At 43.4% G+C, this 18,665-nt stretch carries 18 protein-coding genes; 2 read left to right on the top strand and 16 right to left on the bottom strand.

From position 1 onward, the window contains the following. Nucleotides 1-23 precede the first annotated feature (23 nt). Entirely contained in the window at nt 24-416 is a 393-nt protein-coding gene (locus tag VSQ62_RS03665; RefSeq protein ID WP_334633266.1) for a hypothetical protein, read from the top strand. A 134-nt stretch (nt 417-550) separates the two neighbouring features. Here VSQ62_RS03665 and VSQ62_RS03660 read toward each other — a convergent pair whose 3' ends face one another. The 15 genes from VSQ62_RS03660 to VSQ62_RS03590 all read right to left on the bottom strand — a co-directional run bounded on the left by VSQ62_RS03660 (nt 551) and on the right by VSQ62_RS03590 (nt 14,856). Continuing rightward, a complete protein-coding gene (locus VSQ62_RS03660) occupies nt 551-850 on the bottom strand; it encodes a type II toxin-antitoxin system RelE/ParE family toxin (protein ID WP_334633265.1) in 300 nt (99 codons plus the stop codon). A gap of 1 nt (nt 851) precedes the next feature. Beyond that, nucleotides 852-1,100: a type II toxin-antitoxin system prevent-host-death family antitoxin gene (locus VSQ62_RS03655; protein ID WP_334633264.1), complete on the bottom strand. Its 249-nt coding sequence runs from the start codon at nt 1,098-1,100 to the stop codon at nt 852-854. A gap of 346 nt (nt 1,101-1,446) precedes the next feature. Beyond that, nucleotides 1,447-2,130: an IS1595 family transposase gene (locus VSQ62_RS03650; RefSeq protein ID WP_334633263.1), complete on the bottom strand. Its 684-nt coding sequence runs from the start codon at nt 2,128-2,130 to the stop codon at nt 1,447-1,449. A 102-nt stretch (nt 2,131-2,232) separates the two neighbouring features. Further along, nucleotides 2,233-3,021 carry a PP2C family protein-serine/threonine phosphatase gene (locus tag VSQ62_RS03645; protein ID WP_334633262.1) on the bottom strand — a complete coding sequence of 263 codons (789 nt, stop codon included), beginning with the start codon at nt 3,019-3,021 and terminating at the stop codon, nt 2,233-2,235. Nucleotides 3,022-3,059: 38 nt separating this feature from the next. Continuing rightward, on the bottom strand, nt 3,060-4,541 hold the full coding sequence (locus tag VSQ62_RS03640) for a DUF6382 and FHA domain-containing protein (protein ID WP_334633261.1): 1,482 nt from the start codon (nt 4,539-4,541) through the stop codon (nt 3,060-3,062). A gap of 62 nt (nt 4,542-4,603) precedes the next feature. Continuing rightward, entirely contained in the window at nt 4,604-5,911 is a 1,308-nt protein-coding gene (locus VSQ62_RS03635; protein WP_334633259.1) for a WG repeat-containing protein, read from the bottom strand. Between the two features lie 7 nt (nt 5,912-5,918). Then, entirely contained in the window at nt 5,919-6,497 is a 579-nt protein-coding gene (locus VSQ62_RS03630; protein ID WP_334633257.1) for a prepilin peptidase, read from the bottom strand. A 27-nt stretch (nt 6,498-6,524) separates the two neighbouring features. Then, nucleotides 6,525-7,151: a hypothetical protein gene (locus VSQ62_RS03625; RefSeq protein WP_334633256.1), complete on the bottom strand. Its 627-nt coding sequence runs from the start codon at nt 7,149-7,151 to the stop codon at nt 6,525-6,527. Between the two features lie 39 nt (nt 7,152-7,190). Then, nucleotides 7,191-9,827 carry a DUF5702 domain-containing protein gene (locus VSQ62_RS03620; RefSeq protein WP_334633255.1) on the bottom strand — a complete coding sequence of 879 codons (2,637 nt, stop codon included), beginning with the start codon at nt 9,825-9,827 and terminating at the stop codon, nt 7,191-7,193. Between the two features lie 14 nt (nt 9,828-9,841). Next, the gene (locus VSQ62_RS03615) at nt 9,842-10,537 is read right to left on the bottom strand and encodes a hypothetical protein (RefSeq protein ID WP_334633254.1); all 696 of its coding nucleotides are present in this window, start codon (nt 10,535-10,537) and stop codon (nt 9,842-9,844) included. A 1-nt stretch (nt 10,538) separates the two neighbouring features. Next, nucleotides 10,539-10,742: a Flp1 family type IVb pilin gene (locus VSQ62_RS03610; RefSeq protein WP_334633253.1), complete on the bottom strand. Its 204-nt coding sequence runs from the start codon at nt 10,740-10,742 to the stop codon at nt 10,539-10,541. Nucleotides 10,743-10,796: 54 nt separating this feature from the next. Continuing rightward, nucleotides 10,797-11,660 (bottom strand): type II secretion system F family protein, encoded by an 864-nt coding sequence (locus tag VSQ62_RS03605; RefSeq protein ID WP_334633252.1) that lies wholly within the window; start codon nt 11,658-11,660, stop codon nt 10,797-10,799. Between the two features lie 39 nt (nt 11,661-11,699). Beyond that, a complete protein-coding gene (locus tag VSQ62_RS03600; RefSeq protein WP_334633250.1) occupies nt 11,700-12,500 on the bottom strand; it encodes a type II secretion system F family protein in 801 nt (266 codons plus the stop codon). A 2-nt stretch (nt 12,501-12,502) separates the two neighbouring features. Further along, a complete protein-coding gene (locus tag VSQ62_RS03595) occupies nt 12,503-13,741 on the bottom strand; it encodes a TadA family conjugal transfer-associated ATPase (protein ID WP_334633248.1) in 1,239 nt (412 codons plus the stop codon). 59 nt (nt 13,742-13,800) lie between these two features. Continuing rightward, nucleotides 13,801-14,856 carry a P-loop NTPase family protein gene (locus VSQ62_RS03590; RefSeq protein WP_334633246.1) on the bottom strand — a complete coding sequence of 352 codons (1,056 nt, stop codon included), beginning with the start codon at nt 14,854-14,856 and terminating at the stop codon, nt 13,801-13,803. A gap of 127 nt (nt 14,857-14,983) precedes the next feature. Between VSQ62_RS03590 and VSQ62_RS03585 the strand changes: the two genes are divergently transcribed. After that, nucleotides 14,984-15,289, top strand: coding sequence for a helix-turn-helix domain-containing protein (locus VSQ62_RS03585; RefSeq protein ID WP_334633245.1), 306 nt, complete (start codon nt 14,984-14,986; stop codon nt 15,287-15,289). A 180-nt stretch (nt 15,290-15,469) separates the two neighbouring features. On the opposite strand, the gene VSQ62_RS03580 is transcribed toward VSQ62_RS03585, so the two are convergent. Continuing rightward, nucleotides 15,470-18,442, bottom strand: coding sequence for a protein kinase domain-containing protein (locus tag VSQ62_RS03580; RefSeq protein ID WP_334633243.1), 2,973 nt, complete (start codon nt 18,440-18,442; stop codon nt 15,470-15,472). Nucleotides 18,443-18,665 lie beyond the last annotated feature (223 nt).

Genomic DNA, 18,665 nt, shown 5'->3' with positions numbered 1-18,665 from the left:
CTGATCATGAAAGGCGCTTTCCCATGAGCACTTTAGACGCAACTATATCCATGCTCGAAGCAATGCCAGAAGATGCGAGAATCAAAGTCATGGAATTCACCCAAAAACTATTCACATCCAGAAAACCTGCAAATCCATTCGTCCCGGTCAGTCAGGAACAGATCCTTTCCGACCTTGCCGAATCACGCCAGCAGATTTCTGATAGCAAGGGCCTCGACATGGAAGACATTCTGAAAAGGATGGGGAAACAGCATGGATTTATTTGGCGTAATCATCTCACCAAAAGCATTGTCTCAGCTGAAAAAGCACGGATACCACATCATCCATTTCATGCGGCACCGCTATCTCATGCTTTACCGGATAAAAGGCACAACCGCTTATGTGGATGTCATATACCATCAGCCCCAGGATTATGAAAATACTTTTGCAGATGAATTAGACCTATAAACAAAAAGAGGCTGTCGGTTAATAGATCGCCTCTTATGTGTATTCCAAAATAAGATTCTCATTTTTCTTTCCAAATTTCATATACTAATTATATTCAATATTTTCATTCAAAGATTCGCGTAATATCCTGATACCGGTTGATCACACGATAAATCTCTACAAACTCATTTCCAAATTTATATATAATCACATAATCTTCCCATATCGCATATTTATAATCTGTCCGAAAGCTGACTCTCTTGGAAAGATCCAAACCAATTCCTGGAAACAACTGAAGATTCTCAAACTTACCATAAATTTCCTCTATAGTCTTTGCAGCATATTCTTCATTATCCTCGGCAATATAATCTCGGATTTTTTTCAGATCCTTTGCAACAATCGGATTGATCCGCAGTTTTAACATTTCATTCCCCCACAAGTGCTTTCAATTCATCCAGACCAAGCCAACCTTCACCGTCTTTCACTGCTTCTTCGGCTTCCTGCAGCTTCATCAAAAGCTTTTTCTCTGCACGATCGCTCTCATAATCTTCAATATCCATAACTACGAAACGGCCTCTGCCATTCTTGGTCAAATATACCGGTTCTCCTCTGTGACAATTTTTCAGGACTTCATTATAATTTCTCAAATCAGATACTGGTAAAATATTTGCCATATTCTTTTAGCTCCTTCCTTGATTCATATTATTCCTGCTACTTTCATTATACACAAAAAGCTGTAAAATTCAACGTATATTTTTACAGCTTTTATTGAACATATTTTAGCAGTCCTATAATTTACTAAACTCACACTGGTATACTATCCCGCACACAACGCTCCGTAGTCCACCTGTGTGTTGTTTGTTTACTGCTTATTCTGCCATCAATTCTTACTGTACCATTAGATTTTCTATAACAACTCCTAAAGTTACTTCCCCCCACAGTAATTATAGAAAATGGTGTTAGTCAATAAATATGTTGGTCTAATCTCATTCCAGTATTACCAGACGATAATTGCGTACATCATAGACACCATTGTTGCCACTCCGCATTAATGGTTGTATGCTTCTTATTTTCTTCATGGTCTACATCCATAACCGTACAACCCGTCACTGCCCCCAGACTGTTATAGCTTCGAAGTCCATCTGTAAGTATTAGAGTCTCCTCGCAGATATGTGTGCCAAATATTTCATACAATTCCTTGCCAGATGGCTTTGCGCGGTTTACGGTCTCTGCTATTGCCTTGCCATCACGCTGGATACCTGTGCAGATTGCGATATATTCATTTGAAATCCCTCGTTTTGCTGCCGTAGCTCCATGCTTACGGGCAGTACGGTTCGCTTCCGTTGGAACGGTCTTTCCTTTATAGCAGTCAAGTACAAATGTTTCATCCAGTTCAGTGATACCAGAAAGAAGAACAGGCTCTTTTTCAAGCATGTCCCGAAGTGCCATAAGAACTTTATGCCTCATGTTAAATGCTGTTTGATGAGAAAATCCGAACTTTTCAGCAGAGAAGTCCAGAGATGCACCAACCAGTGTGTCATGAATGAAATCGGCCCAAATGGATCGGCTAAAATGCGAATTGGCCGTCAGTGTACCGGTTGAGTGCAGGTAGGTCTTTCCACATTCTTGACAATAGAAACGCTGTTTCCCATTTGCATGACCATACTTGATAACTTTTGAACTCTGACAGTACGGGCATTGCATTGGGGTCTGTCAGCTAGTACACCGAAAAATATGATACTACTTTGGGTGTCCCAAAATCTGGACGCTCAGCAAGACCAACATATTTTTTGACTAACACCAATTCTATACTATACATCCATCTCTCCTTTCCTCAATTGCTTCAGAGTGACTTTCTTGACTGAAAACTGAGCGGACCAGAATCACAGATATATTATCTTTCTCCCCTCTGTCTATAACCAGCCTGGTAACCTCTCTCCCTTGTTCCGCCATAATCTCTTCATCCGTCAGCTTCTCTGGATCAAATGCCCGATACAGCTCCTGTTCAGTGACCTTATGACGAAAACCATCCGTACACAGCAGATAAACCGCATCTTCTTTCACTGTCCCGCTGTAATATGCCGGTCTGACATTCTTAGACGCTCCAATCCCCTGAAGCAGGACATGTTCACCAGTTTCAGCAGTAAGCTTCGTCTGGATCTGATCTTTTGTTAACTGTGATACTCCTTCTTTGATCTCATAGATCCGGCAGTCCCCTACATGTGCAATATAGTAATCTTTCTGCCATAAAAGCATTGCCGTAACCGTCGTACCTATCCGAATCCGGTGAAGCTGCCCATATTCTGTTATTTCCCGATGTACATTCTGCAAAAGCTCTTCCCATGAATCATACAACTCGTCTTCAAATTCTTCCATTTCCGCTAACTTCGGGAAATCCTTGTCAAACCAGCCGCCAAATAAATGTATTACCCTGGCGCTTGCCACCTCGCCGCGTTTTAAACCGCCCATGCCATCACAGATAACCGCAAGGACAATCTCCTCTCCCCGGTATTCCATCCGTCTGACTAACAGCGAATCCTGATTAACCGCCTTTCTTTTCCCTTTATCCGTACAGCACGCCAACAAATATTCCATTATTTTCTTCCTTCCCGACAGCTACTTTTCATGACAGATCATTGCCCTGCTTGTATATGGATCTCCAATTCTTCATCCCCCAGACGGATTCTTGAACCATTCTCGATCCTTCTCGGTGACTGCCCTGGTTCTAATTGTACTCCATCCACATATGTTTTATTTTTAGAATTATTATCTTCGATAAATAATTGACCGCCCCGAGAATAGAGAATCGCATGAACCCTTCCGATTCCTTTATTTCCCGATATACAGATCTCCGTAACAGCCGGACTTCTTCCTATTCTCATAATCTCTTCACAGATTCGAAAGCTTTCCTGCGTACTGCGGCGGTACAGAATGTATTCCGGCCCTGCAGCGCTCTGTTCCGCTCCTATTATGAATGTTTCATCATCATCCTCTTCCGCTCTGATAAATTCCGTTTTCCCAAAATCCTGTCTCTCAACAGCCCGTTTCTCTAACGCAATCCTTTGAGCCGGAATCGCAATCTCCTGTTCCCGATATGCCACATTTGAAGAATAATTTCCTTTATCACATTCATCTCCGCATGTCTTAACCTGCCCCGGCAGATCCATTCCAGGTATCGCAAATCCTCCAAGACCAGCATCCATATCAGGCACCTTCTCTGACGACTTCTTTTTACCTAACTTCTCCCAAAAACTTTTTTTCTCCGCCTTTTTTTCTTTTTCCGGTTTTTCACTCTTTTCTGATTTATCTTTCTTAAAAAAGAATCCCTTTTTCTCTTTCTTAGGAGCCTCACCCCCGCCCGAAAACAGAATATCAATATCATGCTCTCTTTTCAGGTCATGAACGATCTTCTTTCTATCCTCGTCGGAGATCATAATTGGACTGCCTCCCGCCGCTCCATCCGCTCTAAACGGCTGCGATTGCGGCAGCGGCGGCAGGTATGACCGCGACTGCGATGGTATTTCTGTCGTTCTTGATTCTGCCGTTCCCAATCCCGGCGTTTGTTTCCCTGGTACCTTAAACTGTTCTATCTGCGTTTTAAATGACAGCAGAGAAAGGGATTCAAAGCCGCCAAATAAATTAATCAACGCTACAACATAACTGCAGTCCTCCGTCTGGTCATATTGAATACTCATCAGCAGTTTTTTCAAAAACACATCTATGCTCATCTCTTCACGCTTGACAGGAAGCACGATCATAGAAACTTTCCGTACAGACGGATCAATGTACATATAATCTGCATCCAGCACATAAGACGACAGGCTTAACATATAATCCTCCGCCGCCATAGCTGCATCCACGATCGATTCCATAACGGCCATAATCTTCTCTCTGTTCACTACACCTTTAAGAAATTCACGAAGACTTTTAAGGTTCGTAATATCATACTTCATATAAAACCTGTCATCGATCCTGATATGATTAAACGGAACAACACCGTCGATCCTGTTATTCGACATCATCTCCAGAGTCAGCGTATCAAGTTCAGCCTCCGCCTCCTTTTCATATACCAGATATTTCCTGCCTTCCTGCTCCTCATATGCAAATCCAACCATTTCCGCAAATTCCTCCTGTCTTTTGTATCGTAAACAGTTTCCACAAACATTCTGCGAAGGATCTATGAAAAAGTATTCAACTGAATCAGTTTCCACTCTTCTTCTCCGTCTTCTTCTATCTTGACCGCCGCCGTACCCGCTTCCGAAAAATGTGTTGTTTCAATAAATCGGGGAGTTATGATCAATTTGCCATCTGTATCGATATATCCCCACAAACCGTCTACATACACCGCCGCTAATCCATTTCGAAATGATTCGGCGTCCTCATATGTATAATCAATGACAAGTTCTCCCTCGTCATCTATAAATCCCCATTTACCGTCACGGCATACGGCCGCATAACCGTCTTCCGTAAATGCTTTTGCATCATCAAATTCTTGTTTTCCAATCCCTTTTCCCTTGGAATCGATCAGGCGGTATCCTTTCTTATCCTTTACAAAGATGCACTTCTGATTCGAACAAAAACCACCGCCATCCGTGATTACATCATCATATTCCCGATCGCCTTTTGCTTCTCCATTTTTATCCACCAGGACCCATTTCTTATCTTTCTTTCCCGCTCCTGTGCTGCCTTTGATTCCAGTCAATTCATTCCAAGTAAATTCTCCGGCCGGTTCCATATTTTCATCAAGATATCCGTATTTCCCGTCTTTGCATGCCGCCGCACGTTCTGAACTGATCATACCAAGATCACTGTATTTCTCATCCGGAACTTTCCGCGTCTGTCCATCCCGGTCTATATACATATATGTGCCGTTTTCTTTCCGCGCCAACGCAAAACCATCCTCCGAAAAAGGATATATTTCTTCGTATTTGATTTCTATGATCTCCTGTCCTTTTTCATCTGTGATCCCATAAAGACCGTCTCTTTTCACCACCATGGAATCATTCACGATCTCGCTCATCTCGTCATACCTGCAGTATAACTCCGTATAACTTCCCTTCAGCTTGGAAAACCATTCCCGGGCATTCTCGTTATCTGGATAATTCTCCGTAAAATCCTCCAGATATTTTACAGCTCTATCCTCATAATCGTTGTCCAGATAATATTCCATAAGCATGTCCAACGCTTCTGCATGATCCTGATAGTTTTCTGCTGTATTTTCGCAAACAGAAGTAAACTTATTCGTGTTTCCGCTGTTCAGATATGCTTTGGCCATTTTTATATGAGCCGACACATTGTCCGGAGTATATTCTAATACCTGCTCATATTCCGTTACCGCATCCACATAGATCTCTTTTTCTTCTAATTCAGCGGCTTTTTGCATGTGCTCTCTTGCACGCTTTGGTCGATTTACCGTATCCGATACCGCCGTATACCATGACAGCCCCAATAAGACTGCAAACATCAATATAATATATTTTTTCATCTGCATCTCACATACCAAGTGCCATCGTAAGTACCGTTCCTATGAATATAAACGGGGCAAAAGGTATCTCCTCCTTCAGTTTTATCTTCTTAAGCAGCAGCATCACAATACTGTAAAATGCACTGGCCGCAACCGACAAAAATGCAGCAGCCATGATACTTCCGCTGCCCATATATGCTCCGATCACCGCGAGGAGCTTGACGTCTCCCATCCCCACGCCTCCCTTGGTCAGGAAATGTGCAAGCAGAAACATACCACCGCCAATCAACATCCCTGACAAGGCAGAAATCAATACTGCCAGTCCAAGTTTCGGGAACACCAACCATTCCAGAATAATCAGGATTCCTCTTATTCCCAGCAACACCTTCAGTATTTTGTTGGGAATACGCTTGTTTCCCTGATCGATCCAGGCTGTCAGAAAGAGCGCCGCATATAAGATCAGATAGCGGAGTATCTTTAGAATATTATAAGAAAAGACAGAAAATATTGCGGTCAGACCTATGCCTGATGCCAAAACAACAACCATACAAATTCTGAACTTCTTATCTGTCCATTGTTCCTTAAACCAAGATATATTCTTCTCCATCTGCCCTCCTGTCAGTATATTGCTCTCCTACCAAATTAAAGTATATGCGCACTGGCGGAACTCATATTGTCCAAAATCGAAATCCGGGAACAGGATATTTTCCATCGTATAAGTAACTACGATCTTGACAGTCCCTTTCCTTTCTGTATTATCAAGGCATCTTGTCATTTCAAAATGAAGTCCTGACAATCCATCTTTGATTCCGATAGTTTCCAGATATTCATCCGAATCATCCGATACAAGCATAAGTTCACTCTTAATATTGTTTTTTGTTATTTCACCGGCTACTGCGGTAATAGCCTTCTGTTCTGCACCGCTTTTTAACATACTGAATACGCCTTCTGCCAGGCCGTCCATATCACTGACCGCATTAATAAAGCCTTCAACAGAACTTGTTGCATCATCGATCGTTACTTTTAATTCTTCACTTTTTCTGTTCGTCTCCACTATCCTGCTGCTGATCTTTGTCTTCGTCAGCACATAACTATATGTGGAAATCTGCTTTGCTGTCTGAGTAACCGCGTGATGGATCAGCATCTCTGCCTGAACATACCTCGCCGCATTGATCAATGTACAAAACGCCATAATAAATGGTATCAGGAACAGAAGCGCTTCCACCGTCAGCGAACCTTCATTATAATCTTTTGTCTCCATCTCTTTTCCTCATTTTATCCCCTGTTTTCGCAGGAATCATTAATATCCCAGGATACTCTGATAAGATATCGTATATGTATCATCCGGGAATCCCCACGCTTTACTTCCGCTCCAATCTGATATCTTACGCATAAAAGTTGTCCTTGAGCTGACCTCCGCCTGTACGGACAGCATCGTATATCCCTCCAACAGGTTCATATTCGGTTGATTCGCCTGAATACAATCTGCGATTCTCCCCAATATACCTGTTCCGTTCCCCGTCAGCATAGACAGATTCAAAAAAATTCTCATATACTCAGAGTAATCCAATGTTAAATACTTTTTCTTTGTATTATCTCCCATATAAGGTGCAGTAGCCCACGAATCAGTCTTTTTGATAAGTACCACGCCATATCCCTGCTTGATCTTTGTGATATCGCTTGCCGTCTCAGCACCGGCAAAACCAAGCTTGATCACAACCTTTATTATAGGCACCAGATAAGGCGCCCATCCCCCTGCAATCGTTGTTGCCATTGCGAATGCTATCCCGTCGATCTCATGATCAGTAAAAGCGAAAAATGAATTAAACAATAACCGTATTCCAAAGATCATCATAACCGTATTCAATACATTTATCTTCGATTCATCCTTCCCCCACAGGATATATTCACATTCTGCCTGATATGCGGCATGCTCCGACAGTTTATAGCCGCTGATACCGATAATCTCTCCTTCCGGCCTGTCTTGCCCGTCCTTCTTGTTCACTGTATAATAAGAAAACATTTGCATAGCATATTCAGAAATATATAGGTTTTCTAACCCCTTTGAAACAATCTCATCTACTTTATCCAGGAAAGATACGGCAGCATCCATCGATTCTTGAAATTTCTTTGTCGTCTCTTTTCTGGCTGATGAATTATTCACATCCCCGGAAGCATTCAGATCCGTCAACTGCTCTTCTGCTTTTGACGCATCTTTCCCAACCTTCGAAGACGGGAGTTCTCCTATGGACGACCATTTAAAGTCAGGATAATCATCCGCTTTGTTCGCCTCTTCTCCGGCCTTTTTACTCTCTTCCAGCCTGCCATTCGCTTCATTCTGTTCCTGTTGAGAGTCCTCTTTATTCGATTCTCTGCAATATTCCTGAAGCCTTTTATAAAACGGATGACCGCTGATTGACTTCGAAGCTCCCGCTTCGGATATATCCTTATGTTTGTAATGGTCAGGGAAATACTCTCTATCTCTTATCCGTTTGATATCATTGACGTATTCTGCCTTCGTTCCTTTCATACACGAATCCGCTGCTTTTTTATACTCTTCATACTGGTCAGATGCAGATACAGCTGCGATAGACTGTTCCCAGAATTTTTCACCTTTCAGTACATCTTTTAATTTGTGAAAATATTCCTGGTTCTGCTCCGAATCAGATATCAAGCTGTCCAATTCCTCAAAATCCGCTTTTCCATTTCCATTCGAGGAATAGAAAAAGTCTCTGTACAGCTTCACATCTGCATCCATACTCCCGGTATCATTTCCTGCGCCTTTCAATTCGCCGTTCGCTTTTTCCCATCCATCAAATGCCTCTTTTGCCTTTTTCAATTCTTTCCTTACGGCCGCTAATCTGTCGCATGCTGTCTTTGCCGCATCTTCGGCTGCATTTGCGCTGTCCAGATATTCTTTCAATTTGCCCGAATGCTCATCTATGCACATCTGGGCATATTGACAAAGCAGCTCGGGATATTTTGTAATCTCATTTACTCTTCTTTCATACTTCTCTTTTAACTCTTCAAGATCGACAGACGTCTCTTCCTGAGCATTATTTTCTGTGAGCCTCCCTATCCCGCCCATATCATTGATCGTATTTATATAATACAAACCGCTCAAATAACCGTTAAAGGTATGGTCCGCATACGGCTTTGACAAATCAATATCCTTTGTAGCTATAAAAAACTGATCTACCGTATCTTCCATTTTGCCCCAATCGTGTTCCTTCAACCGATCATCATATTCCTGAATGGCTGCCCGCATCAGCAAAGCATTCGATACAATATTCTCATATTCTTCCTTTGTCCGTGACAGTTCTTGTCCTACTGCCTGTGATTGCATATGATCGATGACGCCATTCAGTGTATCCAACGCTTCTTTTGCTTTTTGGAATTCATTATGACAATCTTCCATAGCTTCACTGAATTCCATCTGCTTTTTCATGGCTTCCGCCATCTTTTTACTGTTTTTTAATTCCTTTATTTTTTCAACTACCAGTTCTGTTAAGCATACCGGCGCCCGATACTTCATGTATTCCAATATCTGCTGCTTCTCTACCTCGGTCTGATATATTTCAGACCCCTGTACATTGATTGCATCAAATTTTTTCGTCAGCAAATCCAGTATCTTTTTATAATCCTCTTCTCCCGGCATCCCTGTCCCATTTAATGAACCATTGAAGAATTTCTCCAAATCACTTTCCATAGCTTCCGGCGATCTGTCCATAACCAGTAATCCATATTCGTCGTGGAGTTCCTCATTATACTGGGCAAGGCCTGCATTCATCGCCATCTCCCCCGCATCCGAGATTACCGCCTTAGACATGCAGATCCGCGCGGCATCCGTCGTCAAACCTCCCAATAACAATACAGGCACAAGTATAATGGTTAAAAATACTGATATGGTTCCTTTATTCTTACAAAAAAACTTCAATGCCTTTCCTCCTGTCAGAGTATCATATCCAGAACTTTATTCGTCTTCTCTAAAAATGTATTATAGCTGTCCGCAAATCCAAATTTCTTCATAATATAAGAAATAAAATCCGTCGCCAAGTCTACGCTTCTGACAAATTCACTTGGGTTTACAGAATAACGATAAGCCGCAACCCGGATCGTTGCCCCGCCTTCATATTTAAGATATTTCAAAACTCCCGGTATCGGAAGCGTATGCCTGATCGTTACCTTGATATCTGTTCCCAGGAATCCTCTGTCAACCTGTATCTCTGGGTTACTGATATTTCCGAGCACGATCAGTGTCGATTCTCTTGCCACATCCGCGAATCTGGAATCATAATCTAACCTGGCGCCTTTTGAGAGCGCTCTGCCGATTCCTCTGTACAGATCTTCCGGTCTGTTATGATAAGCCTTGTAGTAAGAAGTCACCTCGCCCGCTGACGGAACATTCCCCTCTCCCCAGGAGAAATCGATCTCATTGTCACTTCCCATGCCGAACTCTTCATAACCCAAATATGCCTCTTCGCGGGATACGACCGCCGCCACACGCTGCGCCTGGTACATCAGCAGGTATTCCTGCATATTGAATAATGCCAGATATAATAAGGCCATCACGGTACAGAGTACGAGAGGCATGTAGATAGTCGCTTCTACCATGATGGCGCCGTTTTCATTTTTTAATTTTTTCATATTATCCAATAAATTCTGTCAATTTCTCGAACACTGAATTTACCGCATCCAATAACTGTGTTCTAAAAATAGCTGCCACTGCCAATATAATTACAATTAAAACAATAACCGCTACAAGATTCGAATCCCCTTCTTCATCATTAATAAGTCCTTCCAATACTTTCCATCTTAAATTCCATAAAATTGTTTCCACTTTTCTTTGCATTGTGTTTTCTCCTCTTTTTCTGTTATATTTAAGTCAAACTGGTCCACCAGTTGCTTACAGAGACAAAAACGCCGGAACCATGATCATAATCAGAATCCCAATAAAGATCATTGCCGTAGGTATCAGCAGCTTCGAATTCGCCGCCTCTCCTTTCCGCTTCACCAGATGCTTCTTCTCTTCCCACATCTCATCCGACATCTCCTTTAAAAAATACGAGATCTCCGCATTTCCCTTCTGCATATTCTGAATCATCGTTGATGCAAACCTGCGTATCTGCTTCACCGAACATCGATCAGCAAAGTTCCGGTATGCATCCAATTCAGAGATCCCGTTCTTCATCTCCTGCACCGTCACCTGCATTTCCTTATAGAGAACCCGCTCGCCCCCATACGCCACCTTTTTCCATGCCTCCCGCAGCACCATACCGGAATTCACCAGCAAGGTCAGTTTGGACAACATCTGCGGCATATCCGCCAGAAGCTCATCTCTTCTTTCCTCCAGTTTGTCATTCATCAACTCTTCCACATACCACATCAGCAAGCCGGCAAGAACCGGCCCCATGAATACAGCCATCAAAGAATTACCCAAAGCGCCAAGCAGTATAAGCAGCACTAATATCGTGAATCCATAGGTCCATTTTGCCCCGTTAATTACATAGAAATAATATTCCGCATACCGCTTCCCCTGTACTTCGGCAATCTCTTTAATTCTTTTTCTCGCGCTCTTGCTCTTGCTATCAATTTTTAAAATCTTCATCAGAGTCAGCCCGACACAGAACAATTCGGGATACTTATATTCCTTTGGATCAATGGACTGCACCATTGCCGCGTAGGTACTCTCATATTTGGTTGCCAGCATGATCCATGCAAGAACTAATACCGTTGCAAGAATCAATACGATCAATCTGCTAATCTCCATCCCTCACTCCACCTTATGAACCGTATACGAATCACTTTCTTATATCTTGATGTCTATAATTTTTCTTCCCATCACATATGCCAGTGCAAATATCCCTATGCAGACCATCTTCACAAGAACCGCTGCAAGACTATTGGATCCTGCCATTCCGCTTCCTAAGCCTTTCAGCATCACCACAACGATAACCGGCATGATCATCATAATATTCAACTCATTCTTGGAACCCGCGATCATAGTCTCAATCTCCATCTCGACCTCAATCTTGTCATTGATGATCTCTCTGGTATCCGACACAATCCTCTTAAGATCACTTCCCTGCCTGTTACAGATCTCAAATACATTGGCAAAGCTCATCACATCATCCAGGCTGCTCCGTGCAGCGAAATCCTTCAAAAGCTCTTCTATATTAACATTGTGTTTTAACCCGGTGCTTATAATCCTGACTTCCTGTACGATGTCCGCTTCTTCTCCGTATATGGACATCATATCGCTTACTGCGTCGCCAAATGCTTCCACCGTATTCTGCCCGGCAGAATACGATGAAGTTAAAGACTCCAGCAAGTCCTTGAACTGTGCACGCAATTCATTTAACTGCTTTTTCTTCTTAAATTCCCGGTAATACTTCGGCAGTATCTTCGCACATAGGATTCCGCCGACCACCGATAACACGGGGCTGTTAAAAAATGCAAACAATACGATCGACGCAGCCGCGAATCCCAGCGCCCATGCTGTCATAACATCCGGCTTAGTCATATGATAGACATGGTAATCCTTCCCATTGCCCATTATTCCTCGGTTTTCCACATATTCTTCTGTTTTTTTCTTCTTTTTCAACGCCATATTCAGATAACCTCGTTAATTCCTGACATTTTCAGCTTAGAATCATTTTTAAACGGATTGTCGGTGCGCATAAGCTTCCCGGATACTTTTTCCATAGTAGAATTCTCATCCTCCGCAAACCGGTAGATCGGATTCACCTTGATCTTACCGTCTTCATATCCCAGGATCTCGCTGATCTCTATAGTTTTTCTTGTCTTATCCCGAAGCCTTGACAGATGAATGATGATATCCACCGCGGACGCGATCTGCTGCCTGATTGCTTCAAGCGGGAGTCCTTCGGAACCTTGGAGCACCATTGTTTCCAACCGGCTTAACATATCCCTCGTGCTGTTGGCATGGCCAGTGCTTAAGGAACCGTCATGTCCTGTATTCATTGCCTGGAGCATATCTAACGCCTCGCCGCCCCGCACCTCTCCTACTATGATCCGCTCCGGTCTCATACGCAGAGAGGATTTGATCAGATCTCGGATCGTTACCGCACCGCTTCCTGACGCATTCGCATTCCTTGTTTCCATTCTCACCAGATTGTCGATCCCTTCGATCTGAAGCTCTGCTGAATCTTCTATTGTAATAACGCGTTCATCATGCGGAATGAAGTGTGATACTGCATTCAAAAAAGTTGTCTTTCCTGAACCGGTTCCCCCTGAGATGAAGATGTTATACTTCGCTTTGACGAGAAGTTCCAATACATGTGCCACTTCCGGCGTGATCGAACCATATATCAGCAATTGCTGAATCGTCATAGGAGACTTCGAGAACTTTCGGATCGTTACCGTCGCGCCGTTCAGTGATATCGGCGGAAGCACAACATTGACACGGGAACCATTCGGCAATCTCGTATCTACGATAGGATTCGCCTGATTAACCTCTCTGCCCGCCTGTCCGACGATCTTCTGAATAATATCTTCTAATTGTCTCTCATCATCAAATGTTTGATCCAGTTTATATGTGCTGCCCTTTTTCTCTACAAATATCTCATTCGGCCCGTTGATCATAATCTCTGTGATCTTCTCATCCTTCATAATAGAGTCCAGCATCCCAAACCCGCGGATAGAATCATACACGCGTTCTGTGATATCTATCCGTTCTTCAATCGTGACATACTCATCCCGGATCTCTTCGATCAACAGATGTCTGATTATATCTTCCAGCACGTCATCCTCAATAAGATTCAGATCGTATTTATCAAAAAGTTTTTTCTTTAAATCCTTTACAATGTCAGATTTTTTCTCCTCCGTCATCCGCCTCTCCCAATATTGATACGCCGGCTTGGTGATACCAAGCTTAAAAATCTACAGCTTTATATACGGCCAAGCACATCCATCTGCGCAATTTTTTCAGACAATTCTCTTCCGCTAAGCCCCGAGATCTGGTGAATTCCTCCTAAAACCGGAACCGCCGCTGCCGCAAGCTGTACACCGCTCTTAGAACTAAACCGATTATAGAGAAGACAGGTTTTATCCAGAATACTGATATTCTGCCTTTTTTCAATCACATGAACCGTCTCGCAGAATTTCTCAAACTTCATATTTCCGGTCTGTCCGCCGTCCGCCACATACACGATCTTGTCTGCATAATCTCTCATCAGCATAATCATCCGCTCTGTCATATCCCCTGAAATATCCGCAATGATCTCCTTATATCTGCCTAGCTGCGCTATTTCCCGTATCAACGGCTGTATCTCATCATCTGTCAGCTCGAACATATCATAGGCGTTTCTGCATGTATGAAAGAAATCAACTCCTGCCGGATCCGTCTGCAGTACGCTTTCAAGCTTGATCGATAAATTCCCTTTTCTGCTCTTCAATGTATAGATCACGTCTGAAAAACTCAGTTTTCCTTCACCCTTGAAATACAGGTCAGAATCCCCGAATTTCTCCAGATTAAGATAGAATACTTTCTTCCCGGAACTCGTCCTCAGCGCGTATGCCGCTGCCGCCGTTGATGTACCGCTTCCTCCCTGAACAGAAGTAAAAAGAACCATTCTTGTATCTGAATCATTCTTTTTCATCTTTACTTCTGCCGCTTCTTCCGCATATAAATTCAGCATCATCTTATATATTTCTTCTGCCTTTTGATATTTGCAGATCGCAGGAATGCCGTCGATCGTACCGACGTCTGTCATAGCGCTTAAGTAGCCTGCCGCAACCCCATTCGGAATTCTTTCATTTTCTATTTTTATTGACTGATCAAACAATACAAGATCTGCACGATCTTCACTTAAGCTCTGGTACAGAGAACCAGGACTTGAAAATATAGACAAATTAACTCGATCCGCATATTTTTGCTGGAATATTTTTGCAAGTCTATTCATAAACTCTATATTAGGATCTAAAATAGCCACCTTTATCTTCATTGTATTCCTTCTTCTTAATGTTTATTGTAGTTATTATTATACGTTTTATCGAAGTAAGTTGCAATACTAATTCCCCTTATAATTAACAAATACTGACAACATTTATTTTTGGAGGTGATACCCTATTATGGACATATTAGACAAAATCACGCAATTCCGTCTGGAACGCAATTGGTCAGAATACCAACTGGCAGAAGAATCCGGACTCACACAATCAACAATTTCTTCATGGTACCGCAAGAATATGCTTCCTTCCATTACTTCTCTCGGCAAAATCTGTGATGCATTTGGAATCACCTTATCTCAATTTTTCCTGGAGGATGACGATAATACCACCCTCCTCACCGACCAGCAGCGTCAATTGCTCTATCACGCCGCAAAGCTGAATTCTGAACAGTATGAAGCATTAGTTCATTTTCTAAAACTTCTATAATATTCTTTCAATCTGCAAGGTGGAAACCGCAGTAATACCTGCAACTTCTGACAATGATATGTCTTATCATATATTTTATCCAATCAACATAACCGAATAAATCAAGATAACATATCGCTCCATTCTGCCACCTTGCAGAATAACAGTACCAAGACGGCTTGGCCGAACTGTTGCGGACAGTTAATATGCTTCGCTCATCTCAACAATTTCCTCCAGCTCATAGATCTTCGATTCCCGTATGCTTCCCGCCGGATAATCAAAGATCAACGTCTCTTTGTCCACATCGCAAAGATACGGCAATTCCGCCAATACCTCACAGTTGTTATCCATCAATTGCCCAAAACCAATCCCGCCCGCTTCCTTATACCGCGCAGCCAGATAATCGCCTGCCTGTGTCACATCAGTAAGATATGTGTCCTTCTTAAGCCTGGCCACTTCCCTTCCTGTCTTCGCATCATATACCGCCGGTGTCCCGTGCAAAGGTGATTCAATACAAAGATCACCGATTACAAATTCCTCGTCCAGCCCATTACTTATATTTCTTTTCTTGTCATAGCCTTCCCGCAGAAGACTCCCGTCACTCGCCGAATAGACATCCTCTTTCCCATTGTCATATATCACCTCCAGCCAGGACTCTTTTCCATCCCGGATAAACTGCTGATCTATTACCCGGTCTGCCTCTGGAATATCCGCTTCTTTGACCAGCTTCCCTGCGGTATCATAGATTCGGAACTGACGGTAAGAGAACAGCATCACCGTCTGCCTGTCCGCGCTGATCCTTGCCTCGTCATGCTGATAACCCGGATCATAGGTAAATATCTCCGTTTCGGGATTCTCTTCATACTTCATAATCCTGACCGCCGGCCTGTCCATACTACCGATTACCGCCGTACCGCCGGCCATGCCAATGAGGTCGCTTAAGTATTCCTTTCTATAGTGAGAAGTCATCCGCGCGTCCTTGTCAAAAAAGTATATCCCATCTTCCGAAGTCGCAAGCGTATATGCTTCATCCCTTACAAAACGCAAGATATTCTCATCCATAGTAACCAGCGGCGTCTGTTCCCCCGTAACCGGATCTACCTTCACCAGAATATGATCCGACTGGACATAGATTCCATTCTCATCCGCCTGCACTCTAAAATCAGTCTCCCCCTGGAATCCTCCGCATTCTTCTCCCTTTGCCGCATCAATCACCGCAAATGCCGCCTTTTCCTCACCGGATGCGGCAAACGCAAGATATTGGCCGCAAAACCCGCCTTCAAAATGTGTATACCCCGAATCCGCACCGAATACCGTCAATTCATTACAGTCCCCCTGATTATCTGCCCCCTCAAAATCATCTGTCCCGGAATATCCAAGCGTATAGATCTTAAGCGACCCATCCCGGAAGCTGACTCCCAGCAATGAGCCATCTTCATTCAAAGCAAACAGATTATCCTTGATACCGATATTCTGGCTTTTCCCGGCAAAATCAACCTTGTATCTCACTGCTCCTGTCTTCGTATCATATACCGCTGCAAATGTATCTCCTTCACAGATTCCCGCCGCAGTCTTCCCGTCACCGGATACACAGATAGATGAAGCGGCGCCTCCTGTCCATAGTTCACGTCCTTCCCTGATATCGTAGGCCGTCATGCCGTCTTGTCCGTCATACAGGATCGTATGTTCATCCAGATATCGTATCTGTGATATGGAAGATTCGCCCGACGGCAGTTCTGCCGCTGTCTTCGCGCTGACCGTATCAAATACGACCACTTTCTGCCCGCACAGAGCGGCGGCGCTTTTACCGTCCGGCGCAGTTGCTATGTAATGAGGCGCTGACGGCAGTTCTATCGTCTTATATGTTTTGTATCCGTCTGACAAGTCATATGCCCCAACTGCTTCTGTGAGCACTTTCTGTACTCCGGGTATATGCCCCGGCACAAACCGTCCGGAAGACTCTGACAACACCTTTATTGAATAATCAATCGCATCTTCCACATCCCCTTTGTCCAAAGCCGACTGTGCATATTCCGTAAGCTTCATCCAGCTCTCCGTCATCTGCATGCCCTTTAACCCGGCGAATGCCGCAAGACCTCCCGCAAGAAACATTACCGGAAACACAACAGCCGCTATCCGCCGATGCTTTCTCCATCTGCGCATGCGAGGATCATTGGCCCGAAGATTCTGAAAATCCCGCAGCATCTCCCTGGCGTTCTGATATCTCAGATCCGGGTTCGGATCCATAGCCTTGGTAATGATCTTAACGAGCTGAGGATTAAATAAATCATCTGATAGCCTGACAACTTCTTTCGCATTTCTGGACGGCCGTTTCCCGCTGAGCAGGTGATACAATGTAGCACCGATACCATATATGTCTGAACGAACATCCGGCGTTACTATCCTCTTCCTAGAAGAACTTACAGATCCTGACATACTAAAAGAACCCTTATCTCTTGACGTCCACCGCATATTTGCCGGATCCGCATTATCTCCCGCCATCGTAACCGTCAGAGCATCATTCTCCGATACCACAGTCATCGTCAGATCCGTATCATCCGTACTGCCCGCATTCATTATGCGCTCATCTGTCCGCCTGTCGTCCTCTTCCTCATATTTAGACGAAAAATCAAGCCCATAATGCTCCGGCGACGCATATCCTGCGCTGCATCCGATCACACCTTCTTCGCCAAGGGCAAGCGCAATATTAAAATCTATCAGACAGATATTACCCTCCGGCGCAAGCATAAGATTCGCCGGCTTGATATCACTGTGGACAAATCCCTTCGGCGGATGTCCGTGTACCGGACTGTGCAGATAGCAGAGTGCATCAAGAAGCTGGCATGCCCATCCGATCACCTGAGCCTGGGAGAATCTCACGCCTCTCTTTAATGCTTTATCAAGACTCTCTCCCTCAATATAGTCCATTACCGTACAGACTTCTTCTCCTTCCACGAAGAAATCATATACCCTTGGAATATATGGATGGCTTAATTCCTTCAAGATATCAACTTCGCGCCGAAGAAATTCCTTACTGGCAGACAGCTTGCGCTTGTCGATCTTTAATACTACCTTCTTTTTCAGACGCAAATGCTGTGCAAGATAGACATTACCGCCTCCGCCTGCACCCAATCTCTTAATTATTTCATATGTTGAAGCAATAATCTGTGACATACTAATCTTTCACTTTCTTATAAAAATTCATTCTTTCCGTATTCTTCGTCCAACCAGATATCTATACGGATTTTACGAATATGCGAAACAACGAGATATATCATTGCCATTATCAGTGAACCTCCCGCAACGATGATTCCTCCATAAAATAAGATCTCATTCGTCAGCCACCCCATTCTTCGAATCCTTTCTGAAATTATGTTATTTCTTTAATTTGTTATAT

The organism is Sporofaciens sp. JLR.KK001, from assembly GCF_036941055.1.
Classification (GTDB): Bacteria; Bacillota; Clostridia; order Lachnospirales; family Lachnospiraceae; genus Sporofaciens.
Note: the sequence above shows the minus strand (reverse complement) of the source record. Positions and strands in the feature narration are given on the sequence as shown.